Genomic DNA, 20,427 nt, shown 5'->3' on the forward strand with positions numbered 1-20,427 from the left:
CTTTTTTATGCTCATCGTTGTTTATATGGCATATCGCAGTGAGACAACCCCTACTTCAAGGATATCGGCGAAGGTGATCGCCATCCAGGCGACGGTCATGGTGACGGCGGCCCCCACCTTGGCGACCTTGGGCTTGATATCAAAAGCGACACAAATACGCTCTTCATTAGAACTGAACGGGATGGTGCGATGAAAGAGTGACGAAGGGAACAGCACAATATCGCCCACTTGCGGCGCGATCACCTTCACCGGGAAATCATCATGCTGGCGTGGGTATTCGTCCCCATCCGTACTGAACTCAATACTGCCATCATGCTCGCCCTGTTTTTCCTTAGGGATTGCCAGGTAAACACAGCCGCTGAGCCAGCCGATCTCGTGGATATGCGAGGTGAGATGTCCGCCTTTTTGCATTTTCACGTACCAGGAACTGGTGAACTCGATGTCATCCGGGAAGCCTTCAATCAATTCGCAATCCTGTCCGGCATAGCGCTCACGGAATGCCTGTACTTGCTGTTTGATCAGCTGCGCCAGGGTTTTAAAAGAAGCTTCGGAGCGTTTGAACAGATTGCCCGCCGACTGTATGCCATGATGTAGCCGGCCCTGCTTGCGCTCGGCAATTTCGGTGAGGGTAATATCTTTCAGCAGCGCATTCAGCAAACTGCTGTCCTGCTCGGCCAGAGGAGCGATGCGGCTATGGAAGACATACTCCATGGGCTGCGGGCAAAAGCGATAGGGATCTGGCACGCCAAAGTTGGTCGCGTAATGCGTAGACAAGGTCGCCAGGAAAGGCGAGGCATGGGTATCGCCCATGACCTGGGGCAAGCGCGCCTTGAATGCATCAAACTGCTCGGATTTATAAAGGCAGTACAGGATGCGCTCTTGCCAATCGCCCAACTGCGAGCGCTCAAAATAAGGTATTGCCTGGGCATATTCACGCGCAAGATATAAAAACTCGGCCAGATTGTAGTTGGCGGCAGCATGCGCTGCATCCAGACTCAAGGCATGCTGATAGGCTTTGACTGCCTCATCCATATTGCCCTGATCGCGCAGTGCCTCACCCAGGTTGTTCCAGGCATCAACATAATCAGGCTGCATGCGCAGCGCCGAGCGGTATGCCGTTACGGCATCTTCCAACTGACCGTGATCGCGCAATGCGGTGGCGAGATTAAAGTAACCACGCGGATCTGCATGGATCTCAAGTGCCTTGCGGTAACTGGCAATGGCATCTTCCATCTTGCCCTGCTTCTGCAACACCGTACCCAGATTGCCATGTGCTTCATAAAACGTGGGCTGCATGGCCGCCGCTTTGCGATAACTGGGGATGGCTTCTTCATAACGCCCCAGGGTTTGCAAGGCAAAGCCCAGGTTGAAATAAGCAACTGCAAGATCAGGTTTCAGGGAGATGGCTTTGCGATAGGAAGCAATGGCCTCGTCCATGCGGCCCAAATGCCCCAGCACCACGCCAAGGTTGAAATGTATTTCAGCGATTTTGGGTTCAAGCGCAATCGCACTTCGATAACTGGCTGCTGCATCGGCGTATTTTTGCTGCGACTCCAAGGCGATGCCGAGCACATTGTGCAGCATCAGCGTCTGTGGATATTGACGCAACATGGATCTCGCCGTCGCCTCCGCCTGCGGCATATGCCCCGCATTTAAAAGCCCGATTAACGCTTGCATCTCACTCTGGCCAGGCTGTCTCGCCTGTTGAAATCCGGTTTTCATCTCTACATTCCCTTGTACTTGCCACGCCAGGCACTGGGTAAACCGTCCAAAGATTAGCGCAATGCCGTCGTTTAGTCTAGACAGTATAGTCTAGTCGTTATAACCGGGTTAATGCTAAGACAAATCGCTTATGAAGAAGGTCGGAAGAAATGAATTTTCAGGGATAAAACAAGGTTGGCGAAATCACGAGAATCAGCGCCACATGACGTTACTTTTATTTTGCTGGGCGGATTCAAATAGCGCAATCAATGGCAGTGCTCGATTCTTGAGACTAACACCCGCGCCCTCACCACCGTCATCTCCATCGTCCGCACCTGCGATCACTTCGGTATCGCCTTCGGTTGCCTGTTTCAATCGTTGCAGGGCTGCAGGCACGTCTTCAGCCAATATTGCCCCGGGCACCGTACCACTGTGCCCGATCAAACTCAGAAGCTGATGGGCAACCTCGTTGAACATGCTGATATCACTATAACGATCTGTCGAAAAAGTTATCATCCGTCTTTACCTTTTATCTTGTTTTTGTTGATGCACCGCTTGGGCTAATGCGCCCTGCGGTTGGAATGCATGGTTATTGCCTGCTCACGTGAATCCTTGTCTTAGAGGGCGACAGAAGTTGCCGTAACGCGTCGGCGGGGCTTGCCTGTGGTGACGACTTGCGGCCGTGTGTTCAGTACCAGTTCGCCCGCCACGCTGACTTCCACAGCCACCTTGGAAGCCACAGCACGTGAACTCCACTGCCCCAGCACTTCCATTACGTAGGCGCAAGGCATCGCATCGAGATCAATCAATATGCATTTTTGTTTTGCTGCCGCCTCTGGATAAATCCTTAGCAGGCGTGGATCGGTAGCCAAGCGCAGGTAGTGTGCCATCTTTTTTTGCACGGCAAACGCATCCAGTTCATCAAGACGTCTTTTTTCGTAAATACCCAAGCGAAATACATTTTCGCAGCTCATTACAAAATCAATGACATCCTCGCGTGCAACCCCGGACTTTGACATGCTAACCCCTAGTAGATATGGATAAAGTAGATGTGGATAAATCAGCCGCCCCATGGCGCGAACCATGCGCGGGACTGGTTGCATAGATTATTGCTTATGCATCGTGGCACGCATGATCGGTCAAGCCCTGATTTTGATGTCAGAAAGCACTGACAGAAGCCCGTCGCGTCAATAATTCCTACATGGAATTAAGCCATTAGCGGATGCTGACGCCAGGAGCCATACCTTACCTTGAAGGTGCACCAAGCAATAACTACAAACTACCAAGGAGATCATCATGAAACTTATTGTCAGCATGCTATGCAGTGTAATGCTGCTTGTAAGCAGCACCATTTCGTTCGCAGAATCTACACAAGGCAACTCCACTACGACGACACCACCAGAGCAAATGGAAAAGTCCCACAATACAGACCATAACGCCAAGCAGCCCTCTCAAGATGGCACATCTACCGGCAGTGGCAATGATATTCAAAAGCTGAAAAAGAAATCCGAAACAGAAAGCAAAGCCAACAAGTCGCGCGATATGCAGAAAGAAAACAGTGGCAGCAGCTATTGATCGCTGCGAGTTACTGTGAGATGTGATGCGTAATTAATAAATCGCGTAAATAAAAAAGGCTCCACATGGGAGCCTTTTTTATGTGTACTTACTGCCAGATTACGCTTGCTTGTTAGCCTTGCGACGAGCACTGAAGCCAACAGCTGCAATGCCTGCCATCATCATGGCGTAGGTAGAAGGCTCTGGTACGGCCGAGATGCAGTGCAGAACGTAGTCAGACTGGTTGTTGCATTTGCCGCTACCACACAGACCTGCTACGGCGGTGAACGAAAGCGCACTTACTTGCTTGTTGCCGAATGGATTGGCAATCGCCCACAGCGCAGCACCCTTATCCGTTGCTGGGCTCAAGTTCGTGACTGAACCTGGGCCAGTCCAGTCAGCCGTTTTGATGCCAACAGCCGTCAAGAAGTAATCTTGTTTGGTGCCATCCAGGAAAGTCGCGGTGATCTTGGCCTTTTCATTGACATCACCATACTCAGGACCATCAAACAGCAAGCCCAGCGTGATATTCGTAATGATGATGTTCTTGGTGAATGAAACATCAATGCGTTCACCAATGTCGATTTCACCTGAGGTCTTGCCGGAGATACCTACACCGGTGTAACCCGCCTGGGTTTTCTTCTCGAACTTGCCACCAACAGCAGTGAACGTGGCATCGGTATCAGGAATGAAGTTTTTGAAAGTTTGCGTGCTTTTGCCATCCTTGAAATCCGAACCAAAAATGCTGTTATCAGGATCACATACCGCGCAACCATCGTGTGAAGTACTGTACTTGCCATCACGCTCGTTCTTGTCACCCTTGCCAGAGTTGTTAGCAGATGCATTCAGGCTGAATACAGCCAGCGCCACCATCAAGCCGATTTTGAATTTATTCATGATTTTCGTTCCCCGTTGTTGTTGAATGATTGTTGGAAGCCATTCTAGGGAACGAGCGATAGGGCGACCATTGTACCGTGGTACACCTGTACTTCAGTACAATACGGCCGCGTCAGCCTGACTCGTCGATACGCTCGCAAGCGAGGTATACTTTACTGTGCATTCTCCAGTTTCAATAGCCTGTCTTTGACGACCTGGGCAAGGTTGGCTGCAGTGCGTATGGTCGTGTTGCGATCAGTCCAGGAGCTTTCCAGCTGCGAGGATTTGGACATGAGCACTTGATGGGTTTTGATATCCACCAAGAGCAATCTCGGGTACACAAAGAGATAGGTTGGCTTCAAAGCCACACCAATCAGCAGATAATCCGCCCCACTTCCCTCTGCCAGCCTTGCTGCATTCTCGATGTTGTTATAAAGATAGGTAGCAGACTGGCTTGCCATGGCCGCCTTGATCGCCTCATTCGGCGGGACAAGGTCAATATCCTTCTCGGCAAGCTTTTCATGAAACGCTGACGACAGCAGCGCTATGCGCTCCAGCTCTTCCGGGGCATTCGGGATATCCGTCATGTCATTCAGCTGAAAATCCAGCGCCATGACCTTGGGACGAGGCTCTGCCTGGGCGCTGCTAACGGAAAGGCTGAGGCAACAGCACAAGCCGAGGACGGTGAAAAAACGCTTCATGTGGGAATACCTTGAGAGTCACTGCGGTGAAAAAACCAGGAAAGAGGTACTTACTCAGGTAGGACTGCACTAGAGAGTATAGGTTGCGCTAAATCGCCACCAAACTCGCTGAAAGCAATATGGAGCAGGTCAGATCGATGCGAGCTTCAGGCACATGCCCAGCAGGCCAGACGCCAGAATCACCGGGATAACGCCAATCTTGAACCGAAAAATGGCCAGCACCGCAGCCAGCGCTAGCAGCAAGGCAACCCAATCCACCGCGGCATCCAGCCCTTGCGGCCACATGACGTGATACGCAAAAAACACCGCCAGATTGACTATCACGCCGACCACTGCTGCCGTAATCGCAGAGAGTGGCGCAGTAAATTTCAGTTTGCCATGGGTAGTCTCGATAAACGGCCCGCCCAGCAGAATGAATACAAAGCTCGGCAGAAAGGTAAAGAAGGTCACAATGCCCGCCGCCGCAAACGCAGAAGCCACGGTGGCGCCTGCGCCAAACACCTCGTTTACCCATCCCCCCACAAAGCCGACAAAGGTCACTACCATGATGAGCGGCCCCGGCGTTGTCTCGCCTAATGCCAGGCCATCGATCATCTGCGGGGCGGTGAGCCAGTGATAATGCTCCACAGCGCCCTGATACACATATGGCAACACCGCGTAGGCACCTCCAAAGGTCAACAAAGCCGCCTTGGTAAAAAACCAGCCCATCTGCGTATACGCCCCATGCCAGCCATACGCCGCCATCAGGCCGCCCATAGCCACTAGCCAAAGACCCAGGCCAGTCAACGCCACTCGCCATAAGCTGGCCCAGCTAAAGACAGCATGCGCTGGCGCAGGCGTATGGTCATCGATCAATGCAGGCCCCACACTTCCAGCAGCAGGGCCATGGCCCCCACCCACCTTGAAATACAGCGGAAAATATTTACCGCCCAGATAGCCGATCAGGCCAGCGGAAACAATAATCAACGGGAAAGCCAGCTTGAACACAAATATGGCCAGAAACGCCAGCACCGCAATGCTCCACAGCACGCGGTTTTTAAGCGTGCGCAGGCCTATGCGGTAGGCCGCAAACATCACTATCGCCACCACCGCGGGCTTGATTCCATACAACACCCCCGCCACAGCAGGAACAGACCCATAAGCCATGTAGATCCAGGCCAGGCCCGTCAATATGAAAAACGATGGCAGCACAAACAAACCACCGGCGACAATTCCGCCCCAGGTACGATGCATCAACCAGCCGATATAGGTCGCCAGCTGCTGCGCTTCCGGGCCGGGCAACACCATGCAGTAATTCAGGGCATGCAAAAAACGCTGATCAGAAATCCAGCGTTTTTTCTCCACCAGATCGTGATGCATGATAGCAATCTGCCCTGCGGGCCCGCCAAAACTGATAAAGCCCAACTTGAGCCAATACCAGAACGCCTGCGCCAGAGAGACCGGCTGAGGGGCTGGGGTTGTGAGGTATACCGAAGTGGTTTTAGTGCTCATAAGACCTCAAGCCAGAGTCGAACCTGTTTGAATGCAAGCCCACATGCGCGAGCAATTTCGTACCTTGCCAGTGAGAAATCTGGCGGCAAGCATCAATCCACATTCTGCCCAATACGCCAGAGCACACCCGAGGGGTCGGTCAGGCAAAAATCCCGCATCCCCCATGTTTGCGTCTCCAAAGGCCAAATTTTAACCGCATATTTTTTCACGACACCACTATCATCAATATGGCGCCACCACGCCTCCACATCATCCACCAGGATATGCATCATGAAATTTTCAGCAAACCCCTCCGTACAATAATCCTGCAGCAGAAAGCTCACCCCTCCAAAATGAAAATAGGCAACCCCGCCACCTTCTGACGCCATGGTGAAGCCAATATCGGTATAAAACTGCTTGGACAAGGCAAAGTCTTTGGACGGGACGAAGGCTTTGATTTCGGTAATATGTAGGTTGGACATGGTGACGCCTGAATTGCGATAGGGACAAGAATTTGAACAAGAATGAAAAATGCACCTCGCACCTTGCTCTTTTTAGGTACGAGACTGGGATGAAATTATGCGAATTTATCCAGTGAGGCCATCAAGATGGATACCCCCTTTATAAACGATTTTCCACTTGCCACCAACTCTAGCATAGAAGGTTTATGCTTCACACCAGCCAGTGCGAACTCGCATTCGTAGTCCGCCTCATCAGTTTCAGAGACATAGCACGGGAAAACATCGAGATCGCCAGTTTCCGCCTTGGGGGGATTTTCAGCATTCTCTGGATGATTTGATCTTATAAAGTACAACAGGATCACTTTTATACATCTCGGAAAAATAGCAGGCAAAGTCCTCTTTCAAGGAAATGCTTTTAAATACATCCTGATTGATCATCAGGTTTTCAAATCCCATACTAACTAACTTGTCGTGCAAATCACTTGAGCTCAGGTCAACGAAATCTCTATAGCGACCGGGTCCAAAATGATCGCCCCATGTCTGATTCTTCATGTAATAGACGGCATATTCCATACCAAACTGGTATGTATTACCTTTGGCATATTTATTCTGAAACTCAATAGCCTCATAGCCTGGTATTCTTTTATTAAGGAATTTTTCACGCACAGTTTCATTCCAGGTAACCGATTTAAGAGATGAATTTGTAGCAACTAAGCCTACAACCATAAATGCAATAAGTACCGTAGAAGAAATGGCGAGAGATAATTTCCTTACTTTTTCCGTTTCAATATAAACACCGTTATTCATTCTTTTAATTACTTCAACGAGTAAAAATTGGGAAATATAGACAACTGCTACGGCTGAGAAAACTGCCAGTAGCGGATAAAGTGGAAGCAGATATCTTGGGTAATGCGAAATAATCATCCATACTGCAACTGAATATACACAAAAAATAACCAATGATCTGATAAAACGCTCTGAATATACTTTCCCATTCAACAAGCAAAATGGGGCAGCCCACAATAACCAATGAGGCCAACCTTTTACAGTACTAAGCTCAATGAATTGTGATCTGAAATCCTCAGCATTCCAATCATAAAAACCGAATATTTTTCCGCCCATAGGGGAAAATGGATCACCGGTAATCACAAAATTTCTGAAATACCAATAAGCACAAGGAATCAGTAAAAGCAAAGTTAGCTTCAAAAACACTTCAACTTTTACCCTCTTCACTACGAGTAACACAAAGAAAATCGGCAAAAACATGAGTGCCTGGTATTTGGTCCCAGCAGCAAGTCCCATAAAAAAAGCAGCCACATAAAGCAACGCGTTATTTTTTGGATTTTCTGACCAGGAATAAAATGAAATGACAGCGGCAACGATAAATAAAGTAAGCCCCATATCAATATAGGCATTGCCAAAATAGGACCTCGAAATTTGCAACCAAATCAATACCGATAAAACAGCAACAAAAGAATCAAAATAGCGTTTTGCCACTTGGTATATCAGAACGGCGGTTAGCCATCCTGCCAATGCATGCAACAAATGCGGAAAAATATCATCCACCAGGATCATTCCTGCGGCGTAAAGCAACTCATAGTTATATGGAAACCATGGATACCTTATCCATTCATTCACCGTCAACTTACCAGCCATTATCCATTGCTGGGCATGAGGCAAGTGATACATCACTTCATCCCATGCTGAGGGTGAATGCAATGGTTTTAAAAGTGTAGGTAATACACAGAGTACTAATGAAAAAATGTAAATTTTTCTGGATTTTCCAAGAGATTTACATCCCTCAAAAAAGGTCTGTCTTTGATTTTTATCTTGGAAATAAGAGAACAAGATTACCGAGGATATGACGATTCCCACAGCGATGATCATTGCGAGTGCTGTAAAATTCAAAAGTCCAAGAATTGAAATGAGCTGAATCAGGCAGATGACAGCCCCCAATCCAAGCGATATTTGAATGGGATGTCGAATACTCCCCAAGTCTCCAATAGCGGATGATGAGCGTGCCACAAGATGCCCTATGCCCCAAAAAGACATGATGGCCACCATCAAGATAAGATAATGATAAATAAAGAATTTAAACATGGGCCATGTCTTGCTGATTGTTATGGTTGGCAATATTGGGATGCATTGAAAAAGTAATCTCGGTACCAAAAATCAGAATGCCCATCAAGCAAACTCACTTCAGGTCATTTTTATGAAACAGGCCGAGGATATCTGTTTACAAATCAAGCGAGCGTGATATTGGACACATATCAGCAAAGAGGTAGAGAGGTAGAGAGGTAGAGAGGTAGAGAGGTAGAGAGGTAGAGAGGTAGAGAGGTAGAAATCTCATAGCATTGACTGCTGAATTTGATGCAAGCTGGCCTTGAAAAGCAATCCCAGCGCTTACACTTCTTACAGGCCAACCACAGACAAGGCAGGACGCAGGTGTTTGTGGTGCCCTCGACAGGCACCAATCATGGCTTAAAATAACGGGATTCAAGCCATATAGTGTGATTAAAACGGTTTGACCAAATTGCTATACAAAGCCTTGCGGATGGCAAATCAAAAGGTCACGCGTTCAGCAAATCGAATGTTACTCGCATTTATGCGTCTTGCAATATGTATCCCAAGCATGTCTCAGGGCGTCGTACTGGGCTGTTGTTTCTGTGCAGTCGTTGGCAAGTCGAGTAAATACCGGGTCTTGGTCTCCCCTGCCTTGGGTAAATACTTCGGCGGGGATGGAAACGCCGGACACTCCCCCGGCGGGAGCTGAATTGTTGGCTGGCTGCTGCATGCGGTCAGCCAGATAGCGATAAACAACATTGGGATTGTTCGCATAATATTCTTGGGCCCTTTTGAAAGTATCGTTGTAAGCGTTGGCGAGCACGATCCTGCTTTGGGAATCCTCTGCTTTGATGGCCGCTATCTCGCCAGCTCGGTTTTGCCTGGCATTACGAATTTCGGCTTTCACCTCTGCCAGCTCTCGCACTGCCTTATCGCGCTGGTTGGTAATCACTAAAATATAAGTAATTGCCGATGCCACAAAGACGGCCAAAGCGACGGCGCCAGCTATGGCTGTGTACGCTTTTACCTTGTCAGTGAAAAACCCGATAACCCACTTGATCATGCTGCTACCCCCAGCGCCTTCTTGGCGCGTGCGTAATATTTCAGCCTGTCATCGTATCCATTTAGGCCACCATTGATCCGGCGCGTGATCTTTTCAAAGTCACCGGCATCGGCCGGCGCGTTGAGCCCGCGTGACTTCCAGAACCAGCAGGCAGACCGGCATGCATCTTTCGGCTTTTCCAGTAGCTCGGGGTATTTGATCAGGGTCAGCTCGTCACCGTAGAGGGCATTGCTGCATGCCTTGTAATTGGCGCGGCCGGTGATTTGGATCAAGCCCCGGCCCTTAAAGCGTTTCCCGTCTCCTGGCTCGGTGTTGCCAAGGCTAGCGCGCCCCTCGTATGCTTCACCGCTGGCCAGCTCGCGGGTATATCTCAGTTCGCCGGACTCGTGGGCAATCTGGGCAAGGAATGCGGCCTGCTGCAGCGGGGTCTTGATGTCGAATTCCACCATGGCGGAATTGAGGGGCAGGAGGAATTCACTGAGGCGCGTGACGCCTAAGGGCATGATGCTGCGGGCTTGGTCGAAGGTGATCATTAAAATCCCCCAAGTACCGTGGTACGTTTCGCATTTTGGAGTCGCCTATCGAAAAGCAGATACCCCGCAACACCCAGCAGAAATAGGGGGGCGCCCCAATTAAACCCAAACGCAACAGCAAAAGCCCCGGCCGCCAAAAATCCAATGCTTAAGCTAAATGCAAAAAACTTCCAGCGAGCTGGCCAGGTTTCTCTGCGCAAAAATGAAACGATGTGGACAGCCCGGACAAAAATGACGCAAGCTGCTGCAAACAATATGAAGTCAACAGGATTAAGCATTATCGCTACCCCATTTCTTTTTAGCCCATGTGAAGCCGACAGGCCCCAGAATGGGCACGATTACCCCGATGAGTAATGGCAAAATGAAAAATAAATTCTCTTTTGTCAGGAATACAAAGTAATGACTGATTGCATCTGCGGCCGCTGGCGAGCCATACCCAGCGATCAACATAGTCAAGAATATCCCTGCGTATGTTTTTCTCGGCTTGTCAAAAGCATCCTGCCAAGCACATACCGCAAAAGCCCCAATCAGGCCAAGTACAAAGGCTTCTGGAGCTGCTCCCAAAAACTGGCCATGCTGCAATGCAAATGACTGCCCAGCTGCATAAGCTAGACCGCCAGCAATAGCAGCATGTGAAATTGGCTCGGCCATATACTTCCCCTAAATCTCAAGTGGTTGGAGCAAGGCATCTTTGCGCCCAGCATCTAACAGGCCGGCCGCGATCAACGCGTCAATACCAGCCGCCACACGCGGATCTGTAATATCGACATACGAAGCCATGGCCATGCGGTCATACCAGAGCTTTACCGCTGGATTGCTCATCGTCGCGCCGACTACTGCCAGCTGTTCTGCCTCGGTGAAGCGGTCAAGGTATTCCAATGAGGTGAACTTGGTTAGCAGCACCGTCTTAGGAGTTAAGTGACTCGCTATTTCAGCCTCAGTCATGGCGGTAAATTCATCTGTAATCTGATCATCTTGCGAGCCATCATCCTCAAATGCCCATACGCCACCATTCGCTTTTTTGTAATATTTCACGGCGGATTCCTTAACTTAATTCGTGCCAGTAAGTGCCAGTAGCTCCGGCGCCTGTGTTTACTGCTTGGTATGTGCCACCCGGCGGCACAATTGCACAAACTTGCCCCGCGATTACCACACTAGATGACCCAGCAAAGCCAACTTGATGCCCATCCACCAATAACGTGACTTGGCTAGATGCTGCAGGGAAGGTGACGCCGACAGAAACAAACCTAGGTTTGGAACCAGTATTGGTGTATGTAGTATTGAAAAACCGTGATACCCCGGCAAGGTTGCTGCCGTAGGCTTGGCCTATGCCCAAATACTTATCAGCATCCCATGCCGGCGCAACCCCAGCGCCCTGGGCCGTCAGGATTTGGCCTGCAAGTCCAGTCCTATCCAGAATTCCAAGCCCTGATTTAACTTTCTTCTTTTTGTTGCTGTCGCTGGTATCTGAGAAAACAAGAAAGTCAGCCGCTTGATCAAAAGCCACTTCAGGAAAATCGACATTAAGAGCAGCGTTAGCAGCACTGTCCGCCGCGCTCGCCGCCGATGTAGCCGCCGATGATGCGCTATTTGAAGAGTTAACTTCGGAAGTAGCGGCATTTCCCGCCGAGGTTGAGGCGGAGCTAGCACTTGAAGATGCAGATGCTGCAGAGGATGTTGCTGAAGAAGCAGATGCAGCGGCGGAGGCAGCGGACGAAGCAGCTGCCGCAGCATTAGCGGCGCTCGTTCCATCGCCTGAAATGGGCATCCAGAATGATTGGGTGAATACCGTTCCGGAGTTATGAGGCGTGATGCATATCTGAGCAACATTCGAAAACATAACAATGTCTTTGAATGCATAGTTTGTATTGGCAGTCCAATTTCCCCGCGGGTTTGTATTGCCTACAGATAAAATGGCGCGGGTTTGCTCTGATAGGGTATGTGGCTCAACTGAAGCATCCATTAACTTGTTATCGTCGCGCTGGATCTTCTTGAGATTGGAATTTATGGCATTGATGGATGAGCTGATATTGGCAAGCTCATTGTCAACGGCCGGGGTCCGGACGGTAGATCGCCCGGCGGTCTGGTTTGATTCTTCAGTGGCGAATCCTACTGTGGGGGTGTAATTCGGGGCGAATGACATGGGGCGCTCCTGTTAGTTGCCCCAATGCTACTTATCCAGCCTGCACTCCATGCGATTTGACATTCCAATATGCTAAAGTTACGGGATGACGCATATAGACTATGTGGTATATAAATTAATTGGCCTCGTCCTGCTCGTTTTCTTCGTCCATCTTTTCTACGGTCTGATCACAGGGCGGACCATAGAGGAAGACAGGCGAAGAAATTCAAAGCTTAATCACGTGAAACAGCCAGAACGGGAGCTGATCGAGAAGTAGCCTCGCCAAGACCGGCCAGAAGGCTGCGGACGACTTCTGATTGCGCGCTGGGCTTTTGCGCGGCGGCCTGCATGAGATCAGCCGCGGTTTGAGGGTTCAATAGAGATAAAGCAAGTTTCTCTGCCAGCTGGGCATTGGCCTTCTTGTAGCCGACATCCGCCGCCTTAGATACGATATTCCCCACAATACCTGCGGGTGCAAATTTCGTGATACCTGTAGGAATGCCTGCACGCTCAATCATGTTGCTGTATGCCAGATTCTGCACGGTATTGGAGCCAACTCCGCGCCCAGCCGTTTCGGCATAGTCCTTCATCAGCAAGGATTGCTTGAGGTTATCCAGCATTTTCAGCTGCTCTGGTGTAAGCACTTTTTCGAGTGTCGCAGTCGGACGCCCGGTCACTCGCTGGGCAGTCTTATCACTGATGGCAGCGGCTGTTTTTGCAGGAGTCAAATTCCCGCGGAAATCTTTTGATTTGTTCGCTATCTCCGCAATGATATCGGCCTGGTTAAGTGGCGCTGACAGCTCAGCGTACTGCTGATTGGCCTGTAAATATTCAGGCAACTGTTTGCCAAGCTCATCCACAAATGCACCACGGGTACCCTGAACAGCGCGAAGCTCATTACCACCGATACCCGTCATTGGCGATGCATTTGCAATGTCATCAAGCGCCATCTTAAGGTACTGCGCGCCCTGCCCGGTCATATTTTCAAGATCAAAGGTCTGGCCAGCCTCATTGGCCAATTGCTTCGCCCGGGCAATTGCACTTTGCATGGATGGCCGCTGCAATAGCGCGTCAAGTTCTGGAGTTATCGTCACGGGAGATGCCTTGGCCTGCTCGTACAGGCCCTTTGTAGCAGTGTCGCGCGCGGTAATAGCTGCCTGCTTGTCTGGAATCAGACCATCAAGGGCTGCCAATCTGGCATCTTGATTTGCCACCTGGCGCAAAGCCATTTCATTTGTTGCAACGGGATTGTTGGCTACTGCAGAACGCTGCAAGGCAGCAAGGCCTGGATTCTGCGCAACTTCGGCTGCCGTAGGATTTACGCCGGGTATGAGACCGTCTGCCGCCTTCAAATTGCGAATGGCGTCATCAGCGTACCCACCGGTTACGCCGTTAAGGGCGCGCCCCACGATAGCATCTTGGCCACCTTCATAAAAAGGCTCTATCAAGGATTTTGCGGCGGCAGGAATCTTTGAAATAGTGCTACCTGCAACCCCGGCAACTTTAAGCGCAACGGGGAGAACACCGCCAATTACACCGCCTTTTACAGCATCGTCAGGATTAACAGCCCCAGCTGTAGCAGCGCCGTTGATCGTGCCGCCTGCCACGCGAGTGAGGCCGTTTACAATAGCGCTACCGCCCGGGCTGCCGAGCGTCATGCCACCTGACTGTATCGCGGTCCCAAGTTTGGTTAAACCCAAAGCCTTTGTAGCAGCACCCAGGCCGGCGCCGATAGGCATAGTGGCTTCGATGTCCCCAATGAGGCGGCCGGCTTTAAATGAAGTGGTGTCACGATTGGCATTGAGCTCTTTATCAAATTCAGCCTTATTGCCTTTGGCAAAGCTGCCGCCTTCCTTGCCTTGGACGTAATCAATGACACGATTAATAGGGGTCATTAGGTTCTGGCTGATGTTCATCGCCGAATCAAGCTGGCCCTTGTAAAAGTCGGCGGCGCGATCGCCAAATGTTCTGGCCGGAGCTTTCTTGCCGCCATCAATGTGCGTAACACCGCGCGAAAACTCTTTTGAGGCGCGACCTTGTATCTGCTCCGGGGTTATATCATCCGGAACATTGTTGTATTGATGGGTGCTGCCATCGTCAAAGGTAATCGTCACATTGCGCATAGTGGTCTACCAGTTAGAAACAGAGGGTTCTTTTTTACCTGACTCAATCGAAGTCTTTGGCGCATCAAACTCTGAAAAATCCAGCGGTGGCGCATCGTAATTCCGGCGCAGGTTTGCAACCTTTGCTTTGCGAATGCTGATAGCTCGATTGTTGATGTTCTGGATTTCCTGCAGGCGCTTCGCCACTACCTTCGGGTCATTAAGATTGGTCAGCAACTCATTCCAGGCGCGCTGGGCATCGCCATCGGTTTGCACGCCTTTATTCAGAAGCAATGAGGAATTCCGCGCCTTTTCCAAGGTGGCTATAAGTGTCTGGTATCCCTGGCTTGATTCATCGCTGATCCCAAGGGAGTTCTTGGCCCCAGCCCAGAGATTATCCACGGGGCCAAGTTTGATGGTTCCGTCTTGAACCTGCTTTTGCAAGGCCGCCAAATCAGCATTGGTGCCAGAAACAGCCCCGATTGTCTCCAACTCTTCTTGCTGGAGCTTCAGGGCTGGGGTTGGCAGTGGTTTGTTGCTGTAGGTCTTGCCATCCGCCGTCGCGGGAGCCTGGCTTACTGGCTTGTTCCGTTCGTTTGCCGTCTTGGCCGTGACCAGCCCGACATTGGCGTTATTTAAGCCAGCCGCAGAGGTGCGCTGCGCTGCTAATGCCCTCTCGCTGCCAACCTTACTTTGATTGACATCGACTTTGGATCGGCCTATGTCACCAATATTGAACTGGCCGGTGACATTATCACCGACGCCATTTTCCGAGAAGTCATACAGCGGCTTATTGTCCAGCACCATGAATTGGCGCGCCGCGTCCTGCAACTGTTCTGGACTTGCGCCTGAATCGCTCAGCTGCCGAAGCTTCTCAAGCTTCCAAACATCGGCCGCGTTACCTTTAGTTGCCGCATTGCGCACAGCAACATCTGTGGGCGTCTGAGAGCCAGACAGGAAAGCAGCCTTGTCGGCTTCCTGCAGGCCTTTGTAAATCGTCTCTGGATTGCCTTCACCCGCATAAACACCCTGCTTGATGGCGCCATAGGTGCGCCGGAACTTGTTCTCAAGCTCGGGGGAGTAGCCTTGTGGCTTCACGTACTCTGGCGTGCTGCTATTGGATAGGTCACGCAAACCATCTGGCATGAAGTTTGGCTTATCCTGCGAGCCCAGGCCATAATTGCCACCGCTTTTGAAGCCTTGTACCAAGGCGTCTGCTAGCGGTTTATCCACCCCAAGTTGTAATGCCGCAAATTCAGCAGGATCACGCGACAGATCCCGCTGGGCACCTTCTAACTTTGCCCGGCCAAGCTCGTTTTGAGTGCGTAGCAATTCCGCCTGTGCTGCATCACGCTGCCCTTGGCGATAACCGGTTGGATCATAGGCGCCACTAAGTGCGCGACCGAGACTTAAGCCTAATTGAGAGTTAGCGGCCATATCTACTCCTATCGATTCATTGCATAGTTACCAACGCCAGGAGCGGCGCCAGTAAGCAACCCACCGGCCAAGCTACCGGTATTGCGAACACCATTTAACTGGGTGTTGTAATACCCGCGGTTAACCGCTTGCTTTCCGGCTATGCCCGCCAAGTCTGTATTCAGATTACCCATCAATTCCGATTCGCCTTGGTACAGATTGCCGTTGGCATTGGCCCGCCCCATCAGCATGGCGCGCTTCATAATGTCGGCTATTGAGTTTTCGCTTGCCTTTTCACGTGCCGCTGCATAGTCGCTGGACAGATTGCCTTCTGCATACTTCGGAACCTCGGCGCCACCTTCATTGCCGGTAGAATCCTTCAGGCCAGCCAGAAGCTTCTCGGTGTTGGTGTCGGCGGATTGTTCATAGCGATCAGCACGCGCCGTTGGATCATAGGTCTTCGCGGTGAAATCGGTAATCAGGTTTCCTTTTTCCTTGGAAAGTCGCGCATCGGCCTCTGCCGCTTGGTTAACAATCTTTTGCTGACGATCTGCCGCATCATTGGCAGATTCCTGCTGCAGGTAGGTTCCAGCTCCCGCCACCGCCGTTGTAAGTAATGCCGCTTCTGCTCCGGTGCACATATTGCCTCCTAGCTAAATTTGCTTGAGCTACCGTTGTAGCTGCTATTGTTGTTGTAGTAAGGTTTTGCGCTGTAAGCAGTGCTGTAACCCGGCGTTGCCGCACCGCTGTATCCAGCGTTATAAGCTTGCTGCTGCTGGGTAGCGCGAAGAGCATCAAAGAAACCTGCCAGGCTCGCAGTGCTAGCCTCGTCAGCAGCGGCTTTGGCATTATTCGACATGCCTTCATAAGCCTGCTGCGCGGCCTGATCCGCTGTTAAACCGGCTTGAATGGATGTGACAATCTTTTGTCTGGTTCCAGTATCAGCTGACCTGGCATTATTGGCTGCCTGAATGCCAAGGTTATTGGCGCGTAAAACGCCCTGGTTAAATCGATCGGTTACCTCAGCATTCGCATCCACATCGCGACTGCCTCCGGATAGGCCCTGGCGAGCCAACTGGAAATTCAAGTCACGCCCGGTGATATCGCGCTCTTTGTTGAGGTCCACCATGGCGTTATTGGTGAAATCAGTGGCAACCTTACCGTATAGCTTTTCACGTTCGGCTTTTGCTTCGCTATTATCTGAGTCAGCGCCGAATATTTTATTGACCTGGGCAATTGCTGCCGCAATGCGTCTATCTTCAGCGGCTTTTCGTTCGGCCGCGCCGCCGTCGCCACCACCGCCCCCGCCGCCTCCATAAAGGGTGAAGGAACTAACTAGACATGGGATAAATTTATGAAGAGAAAGGAACATGAGCGCGGCTCCATTTTTAATGACTGCAAGATAACAGCAGCACCGCTACTCCATGCGATCAGGTCATCGTCTTGCAGAAAATCTCGCCAACAGGCTTGAAGCCAAGGGCTTGGTAAAGTCTGGTTGCATTGGGATTGCCAGTGCTTATGCCGGGCCGGATTTGAACAGCCCCCATCATCGTGCACCAATCCTCGAAGCGCTTGATCATCTTGACCGCCATGAGCCCATTGCGGTGCTCTGGCTCGATATAGAGGCTGTAATCTATGCCAACCAAGTCATTGCTATACCAAGGGCGATATACATCGCCCAGCATGGCCCCGACAATGGCATCATCCTTTACGGCAACAATGAAGAACCCTGCTGCATGCAGGGTATGGCACATGGCTTCCACCTTCTCATAGGAGTAATCAAGATCCTTGAAGCTTGATTCGGCATGAAGCCTAGCGCCAATCTCGGCCACACGTGGGATATCTGCGATTTCACCGAATCTGATCATGGCTACATGGGCCCGAGCGTGTCGAAATAGTAGGTGAGCTGATGTAGCTCAAAATCTTCATCAGTCGTGTTTGTCAGCACCGGTGCAATATTCGTGGCCAGCAGCTCAACCGGGTACATATAGCTGCTGCGGGTATCGCCTTGAACTGTTACTGGCGGGTCGGTGATCAACGTAGTATTGCGCGGGTCGAATCGATGAGAAATTTGGCATTCTCCAGTAACTACGGCATCCATGCCATGGATATGCTTGAGCATGCCAGGCTCTTGGAAATCCAGATAGGCCAGCTCTATAGATACGGTATATAGCTCACCATCGTCTGTCTTAACGTCACGGTCTACCTTGTAGACATCATCACCGCTGCGGATATACAACTCCGCATTCAGCTCGTCTATATAGTCAAGATCAAAGGGGAACTCATAGACCGACCATGCAGAGACCTTTGATGTACGGCTGAAGGTGTAAACCATGGCCTTGTTGCCTGAATAGAGCCAGAACTGGCCGCCGCCGCGGTAATACTGCGCGCGCGGATTACCCAAGTCGATATATGCAGCCTTCAGAAGCTCGCGATCAATCGGTGATCCGACATCCGCATCGATCAAGTTTGTAGTGACATCCTGCCTGGTAATCGTCCGGACACCCGCAGGGCTGAAGAAAAATACATCACCGGCCATGTTGGCGTGGCTGTATGGATAGACTGAGCCCACATCTACGGCTTGCTCGAAAGCGTTTTTGGCAGGATCTACATCGACTGCCCAGACCTGGGCGGAATCTGGGAAGAAAACAACCAACTTGCTTGTGTAATAACCAAGTGCGGTGGACAGGTTGCTCCCGGCCTGCTGAAGTCCAACGGGAAGAAAGCCAGCATCATTGGCCGTGGTCCAGTCGCGAGGTGCATTTGTCTTGCAATATCTGACCGTGTCGCCATTAACCCCAATGGACCATATCTTAGAGCTGATCTTAATGACTTGCTTGGTGTTTGGGCAGTTTACATCCGCGATGTGAGTTGCCCCGGGAGCTGCGCCATCAAGATAATGATGCCGGATTGATGCGTCCGTGTACTCTACCGAGGCGTACATGAACCCATTGAAAATATCAGCAAAATGTACCTTGCTTAGGTCAAGTGCCGCACTCGTGTTATGCCGCACATTATTTGCCTTGAATAAGGTATTGGCGTGATTTATGGTTGAGGTGCCGCCGTAAAACGTGTGCAGCTTTCCACCGCCGGCAAACAGGCCTGTAGTGCCTGCCTCAAGGGTGGTAACTTTGGTGGTTCCTGGGCGCTTCCGAATGGTTCTGCCCTCGGTGGTATACGCGTTTTTCAGAACACGAAGGCGGTTCGCATCTGAAGTTGATGCGCCCTTTCGTAGGTCAAGGCCGAAATCAAAGCGATCAAACGATATGCGACGAGGCATGCTATACCTGTTGGTCAGCCGTCACGTTGTCGTAAGGACCGTAAACCGGATCTCGCTTGCTCCACAGCGTTTTTCCGCGGTAACGCTGTTTCACTTTTATCAGTAGCGCATCAAGTTGACTGGCGTAGGTCTGGGCATCAGGCTGACGGTAATGCGCCTTGGCATTGGAAAGTGCATGCAGAAAAACAATACCATCGGGCAGGCTTAACCTATCCGTATCGACAACCAGGGGAGCCAATACACGGATGTATTCAAAGCGTAATTGGTAGTCTGCTGAAGGTGGAACCGGCCATAACTCAAGCTGGTCCCGGCGCTCATACTTCATTGGCACGTTACCGGAGGCTATGCCGCGATCCGTTTCATTGATGCCTTCGCGCAACGGTATCCAGCGACCATTCCAGTACACGCTGATACTGATAATCCGATCAACATTGCAGTCAATTGGATAGTCATAGAACTGCTGGTCAGCGCCGGTATTCCGGATTTCCGTTGACTTGAGTTCCAGCCAGTCAACGTGAGGGTAAAGCTGCTCTTGCGCATCCCTGATCATGCTATCAATCAACTGTGAGTTGACGACGCCGGCCTGCCCTGCCATGCCGAAGCCAAGCCGAGTCTGGATATCAGACCGGACAGAACCCAGGGTGCGCTTGAGCGGGAGCGCCATTATTCAGCTGCCTTGGCTTCTTCAATGGCGGTAGTGAGCTTTTCAATACCCCAGTTCTTATTTGCCTTGATACCGAGAGCCAGCGCTTCAGCCAGAAGAGCTTGCTTGTCATCACCGACAACCGGGCCAAAGTCAGCTTCAAACTCTGACAGATTGCGCCAGACACGAGTTGTCGGGTTTGGCTCATCGCCATTGCCGCGATAGTATTCTTGCAGGCGCACATACTCATCTTCGGTATCAAAGGAGCCTTCAGCGATAGGAGGGGCGTCATCAGTCACCTCCACAGCATCCTCGCCCAACTGCATACGCAGCACTTCAACTTCATGGGGGAAGATGGTGACAGGGGTTTTGCTGCCTTCGCCACGCTTTACCAGCGCCACAACATAGGGAAGAGTTACTTTCATTTTGGTTCTCCAGTTA

23 protein-coding genes are annotated in these 20,427 nt (G+C 50.9%); 1 reads left to right on the forward strand and 22 read right to left on the reverse strand.

From position 1 onward, the window contains the following. Positions 1 to 21 precede the first annotated feature (21 nt). The 3 genes from FNL37_RS08650 to FNL37_RS08660 all read right to left on the reverse strand — a co-directional run bounded on the left by FNL37_RS08650 (position 22) and on the right by FNL37_RS08660 (position 2,804). Positions 22 to 1,722: a tetratricopeptide repeat protein gene (locus tag FNL37_RS08650; RefSeq protein WP_159355841.1), complete on the reverse strand. Its 1,701-nt coding sequence runs from the start codon at positions 1,720 to 1,722 to the stop codon at positions 22 to 24. Between the two features lie 192 nt (positions 1,723 to 1,914). After that, positions 1,915 to 2,217 carry a DUF1840 domain-containing protein gene (locus FNL37_RS08655; protein ID WP_015829813.1) on the reverse strand — a complete coding sequence of 101 codons (303 nt, stop codon included), beginning with the start codon at positions 2,215 to 2,217 and terminating at the stop codon, positions 1,915 to 1,917. Between the two features lie 101 nt (positions 2,218 to 2,318). Then, entirely contained in the window at positions 2,319 to 2,804 is a 486-nt protein-coding gene (locus tag FNL37_RS08660; RefSeq protein ID WP_238525859.1) for a hypothetical protein, read from the reverse strand. 193 nt (positions 2,805 to 2,997) lie between these two features. Between FNL37_RS08660 and FNL37_RS08665 the strand changes: the two genes are divergently transcribed. Beyond that, complete coding sequence (locus FNL37_RS08665; protein ID WP_159355842.1) at positions 2,998 to 3,276, forward strand: hypothetical protein; 279 nt, start codon at positions 2,998 to 3,000, stop codon at positions 3,274 to 3,276. Positions 3,277 to 3,375: 99 nt separating this feature from the next. Here the strand turns inward: FNL37_RS08665 and FNL37_RS08670 are convergent, their stop codons facing one another. The 19 genes from FNL37_RS08670 to FNL37_RS08760 form a co-directional block, all read right to left on the reverse strand. After that, on the reverse strand, positions 3,376 to 4,152 hold the full coding sequence (locus tag FNL37_RS08670; protein ID WP_159355843.1) for a PEP-CTERM sorting domain-containing protein: 777 nt from the start codon (positions 4,150 to 4,152) through the stop codon (positions 3,376 to 3,378). A gap of 152 nt (positions 4,153 to 4,304) precedes the next feature. Then, a complete protein-coding gene (locus FNL37_RS08675; RefSeq protein WP_159355844.1) occupies positions 4,305 to 4,832 on the reverse strand; it encodes a DUF2380 domain-containing protein in 528 nt (175 codons plus the stop codon). A 129-nt stretch (positions 4,833 to 4,961) separates the two neighbouring features. After that, complete coding sequence (gene chrA / locus FNL37_RS08680; protein WP_159355845.1) at positions 4,962 to 6,323, reverse strand: chromate efflux transporter; 1,362 nt, start codon at positions 6,321 to 6,323, stop codon at positions 4,962 to 4,964. A 92-nt stretch (positions 6,324 to 6,415) separates the two neighbouring features. Beyond that, positions 6,416 to 6,784 (reverse strand): VOC family protein, encoded by a 369-nt coding sequence (locus tag FNL37_RS08685; RefSeq protein WP_159355846.1) that lies wholly within the window; start codon positions 6,782 to 6,784, stop codon positions 6,416 to 6,418. Between the two features lie 294 nt (positions 6,785 to 7,078). Beyond that, a complete protein-coding gene (locus tag FNL37_RS08690; protein WP_159355847.1) occupies positions 7,079 to 8,863 on the reverse strand; it encodes an ArnT family glycosyltransferase in 1,785 nt (594 codons plus the stop codon). 493 nt (positions 8,864 to 9,356) lie between these two features. Beyond that, positions 9,357 to 9,890, reverse strand: a complete 534-nt coding sequence (locus FNL37_RS08695; protein WP_159355848.1) for a hypothetical protein — start codon at positions 9,888 to 9,890, stop codon at positions 9,357 to 9,359. Further along, a complete protein-coding gene (locus FNL37_RS08700; protein ID WP_159355849.1) occupies positions 9,887 to 10,423 on the reverse strand; it encodes a glycoside hydrolase family 19 protein in 537 nt (178 codons plus the stop codon). Before FNL37_RS08700 ends, FNL37_RS08695 begins: the two co-directional genes overlap by 4 nt. Further along, on the reverse strand, positions 10,423 to 10,701 hold the full coding sequence (locus FNL37_RS08705) for a hypothetical protein (protein WP_159355850.1): 279 nt from the start codon (positions 10,699 to 10,701) through the stop codon (positions 10,423 to 10,425). Before FNL37_RS08705 ends, FNL37_RS08700 begins: the two co-directional genes overlap by 1 nt. Then, positions 10,694 to 11,074 (reverse strand): hypothetical protein, encoded by a 381-nt coding sequence (locus tag FNL37_RS08710; protein WP_159355851.1) that lies wholly within the window; start codon positions 11,072 to 11,074, stop codon positions 10,694 to 10,696. Before FNL37_RS08710 ends, FNL37_RS08705 begins: the two co-directional genes overlap by 8 nt. 9 nt (positions 11,075 to 11,083) lie before the next feature. Further along, positions 11,084 to 11,458, reverse strand: coding sequence for a hypothetical protein (locus FNL37_RS08715; protein ID WP_159355852.1), 375 nt, complete (start codon positions 11,456 to 11,458; stop codon positions 11,084 to 11,086). A 10-nt stretch (positions 11,459 to 11,468) separates the two neighbouring features. Continuing rightward, positions 11,469 to 12,566, reverse strand: a complete 1,098-nt coding sequence (locus tag FNL37_RS08720) for a hypothetical protein (protein ID WP_159355853.1) — start codon at positions 12,564 to 12,566, stop codon at positions 11,469 to 11,471. A 212-nt stretch (positions 12,567 to 12,778) separates the two neighbouring features. Next, the gene (locus tag FNL37_RS08725) at positions 12,779 to 14,668 is read right to left on the reverse strand and encodes a hypothetical protein (protein WP_159355854.1); all 1,890 of its coding nucleotides are present in this window, start codon (positions 14,666 to 14,668) and stop codon (positions 12,779 to 12,781) included. 6 nt (positions 14,669 to 14,674) lie between these two features. Beyond that, complete coding sequence (locus FNL37_RS08730) at positions 14,675 to 16,084, reverse strand: hypothetical protein (protein ID WP_159355855.1); 1,410 nt, start codon at positions 16,082 to 16,084, stop codon at positions 14,675 to 14,677. Between the two features lie 8 nt (positions 16,085 to 16,092). Further along, positions 16,093 to 16,704 carry a hypothetical protein gene (locus FNL37_RS08735; protein WP_159355856.1) on the reverse strand — a complete coding sequence of 204 codons (612 nt, stop codon included), beginning with the start codon at positions 16,702 to 16,704 and terminating at the stop codon, positions 16,093 to 16,095. Positions 16,705 to 16,712: 8 nt separating this feature from the next. Beyond that, the gene (locus FNL37_RS08740) at positions 16,713 to 17,435 is read right to left on the reverse strand and encodes a hypothetical protein (protein WP_159355857.1); all 723 of its coding nucleotides are present in this window, start codon (positions 17,433 to 17,435) and stop codon (positions 16,713 to 16,715) included. Positions 17,436 to 17,493: 58 nt separating this feature from the next. Further along, complete coding sequence (locus FNL37_RS08745; protein WP_159355858.1) at positions 17,494 to 17,931, reverse strand: GNAT family N-acetyltransferase; 438 nt, start codon at positions 17,929 to 17,931, stop codon at positions 17,494 to 17,496. A 2-nt stretch (positions 17,932 to 17,933) separates the two neighbouring features. Beyond that, positions 17,934 to 19,343: a hypothetical protein gene (locus FNL37_RS08750; protein ID WP_159355859.1), complete on the reverse strand. Its 1,410-nt coding sequence runs from the start codon at positions 19,341 to 19,343 to the stop codon at positions 17,934 to 17,936. Position 19,344: 1 nt separating this feature from the next. Continuing rightward, entirely contained in the window at positions 19,345 to 20,007 is a 663-nt protein-coding gene (locus FNL37_RS08755) for a phage adaptor protein (protein WP_159355860.1), read from the reverse strand. Further along, complete coding sequence (locus FNL37_RS08760; protein ID WP_159355861.1) at positions 20,007 to 20,411, reverse strand: hypothetical protein; 405 nt, start codon at positions 20,409 to 20,411, stop codon at positions 20,007 to 20,009. The genes FNL37_RS08755 and FNL37_RS08760 overlap by 1 nt, the downstream gene beginning before the upstream one ends. Between the last annotated feature and the right edge of the window lie 16 nt (positions 20,412 to 20,427).

This window comes from Methylovorus glucosotrophus (genome assembly GCF_009858335.1).
GTDB lineage: Bacteria > Pseudomonadota > Gammaproteobacteria > Burkholderiales > Methylophilaceae > Methylovorus > Methylovorus glucosotrophus.

Excerpts from the sequence above, each read along its gene's own strand:
- FNL37_RS08670 (WP_159355843.1), bottom strand. The coding sequence starts at position 4,152 with ATGAATAAATTCAAAATCGGCTTGATGGTGGCGCTGGCTGTATTCAGC.
- FNL37_RS08700 (WP_159355849.1), bottom strand. The coding sequence starts at position 10,423 with ATGATCACCTTCGACCAAGCCCGCAGCATCATGCCCTTAGGCGTCACG.
- FNL37_RS08745 (WP_159355858.1), bottom strand. The coding sequence starts at position 17,931 with ATGATCAGATTCGGTGAAATCGCAGATATCCCACGTGTGGCCGAGATT.
- FNL37_RS08650 (WP_159355841.1), bottom strand. The coding sequence starts at position 1,722 with ATGAAAACCGGATTTCAACAGGCGAGACAGCCTGGCCAGAGTGAGATG.
- FNL37_RS08735 (WP_159355856.1), bottom strand. The coding sequence starts at position 16,704 with ATGTGCACCGGAGCAGAAGCGGCATTACTTACAACGGCGGTGGCGGGA.
- FNL37_RS08760 (WP_159355861.1), bottom strand. The coding sequence starts at position 20,411 with ATGAAAGTAACTCTTCCCTATGTTGTGGCGCTGGTAAAGCGTGGCGAA.
- FNL37_RS08685 (WP_159355846.1), bottom strand. The coding sequence starts at position 6,784 with ATGTCCAACCTACATATTACCGAAATCAAAGCCTTCGTCCCGTCCAAA.
- FNL37_RS08710 (WP_159355851.1), bottom strand. The coding sequence starts at position 11,074 with ATGGCCGAGCCAATTTCACATGCTGCTATTGCTGGCGGTCTAGCTTAT.
- FNL37_RS08705 (WP_159355850.1), bottom strand. The coding sequence starts at position 10,701 with ATGCTTAATCCTGTTGACTTCATATTGTTTGCAGCAGCTTGCGTCATT.
- FNL37_RS08755 (WP_159355860.1), bottom strand. The coding sequence starts at position 20,007 with ATGGCGCTCCCGCTCAAGCGCACCCTGGGTTCTGTCCGGTCTGATATC.
- FNL37_RS08690 (WP_159355847.1), bottom strand. The coding sequence starts at position 8,863 with ATGTTTAAATTCTTTATTTATCATTATCTTATCTTGATGGTGGCCATC.
- FNL37_RS08730 (WP_159355855.1), bottom strand. The coding sequence starts at position 16,084 with ATGGCCGCTAACTCTCAATTAGGCTTAAGTCTCGGTCGCGCACTTAGT.
- chrA (WP_159355845.1), bottom strand. The coding sequence starts at position 6,323 with ATGAGCACTAAAACCACTTCGGTATACCTCACAACCCCAGCCCCTCAG.
- FNL37_RS08695 (WP_159355848.1), bottom strand. The coding sequence starts at position 9,890 with ATGATCAAGTGGGTTATCGGGTTTTTCACTGACAAGGTAAAAGCGTAC.
- FNL37_RS08720 (WP_159355853.1), bottom strand. The coding sequence starts at position 12,566 with ATGTCATTCGCCCCGAATTACACCCCCACAGTAGGATTCGCCACTGAA.
- FNL37_RS08725 (WP_159355854.1), bottom strand. The coding sequence starts at position 14,668 with ATGCGCAATGTGACGATTACCTTTGACGATGGCAGCACCCATCAATAC.
- FNL37_RS08665 (WP_159355842.1), top strand. The coding sequence starts at position 2,998 with ATGAAACTTATTGTCAGCATGCTATGCAGTGTAATGCTGCTTGTAAGC.
- FNL37_RS08675 (WP_159355844.1), bottom strand. The coding sequence starts at position 4,832 with ATGAAGCGTTTTTTCACCGTCCTCGGCTTGTGCTGTTGCCTCAGCCTT.
- FNL37_RS08660 (WP_238525859.1), bottom strand. The coding sequence starts at position 2,804 with ATGCAACCAGTCCCGCGCATGGTTCGCGCCATGGGGCGGCTGATTTAT.
- FNL37_RS08740 (WP_159355857.1), bottom strand. The coding sequence starts at position 17,435 with ATGTTCCTTTCTCTTCATAAATTTATCCCATGTCTAGTTAGTTCCTTC.
- FNL37_RS08655 (WP_015829813.1), bottom strand. The coding sequence starts at position 2,217 with ATGATAACTTTTTCGACAGATCGTTATAGTGATATCAGCATGTTCAAC.
- FNL37_RS08750 (WP_159355859.1), bottom strand. The coding sequence starts at position 19,343 with ATGCCTCGTCGCATATCGTTTGATCGCTTTGATTTCGGCCTTGACCTA.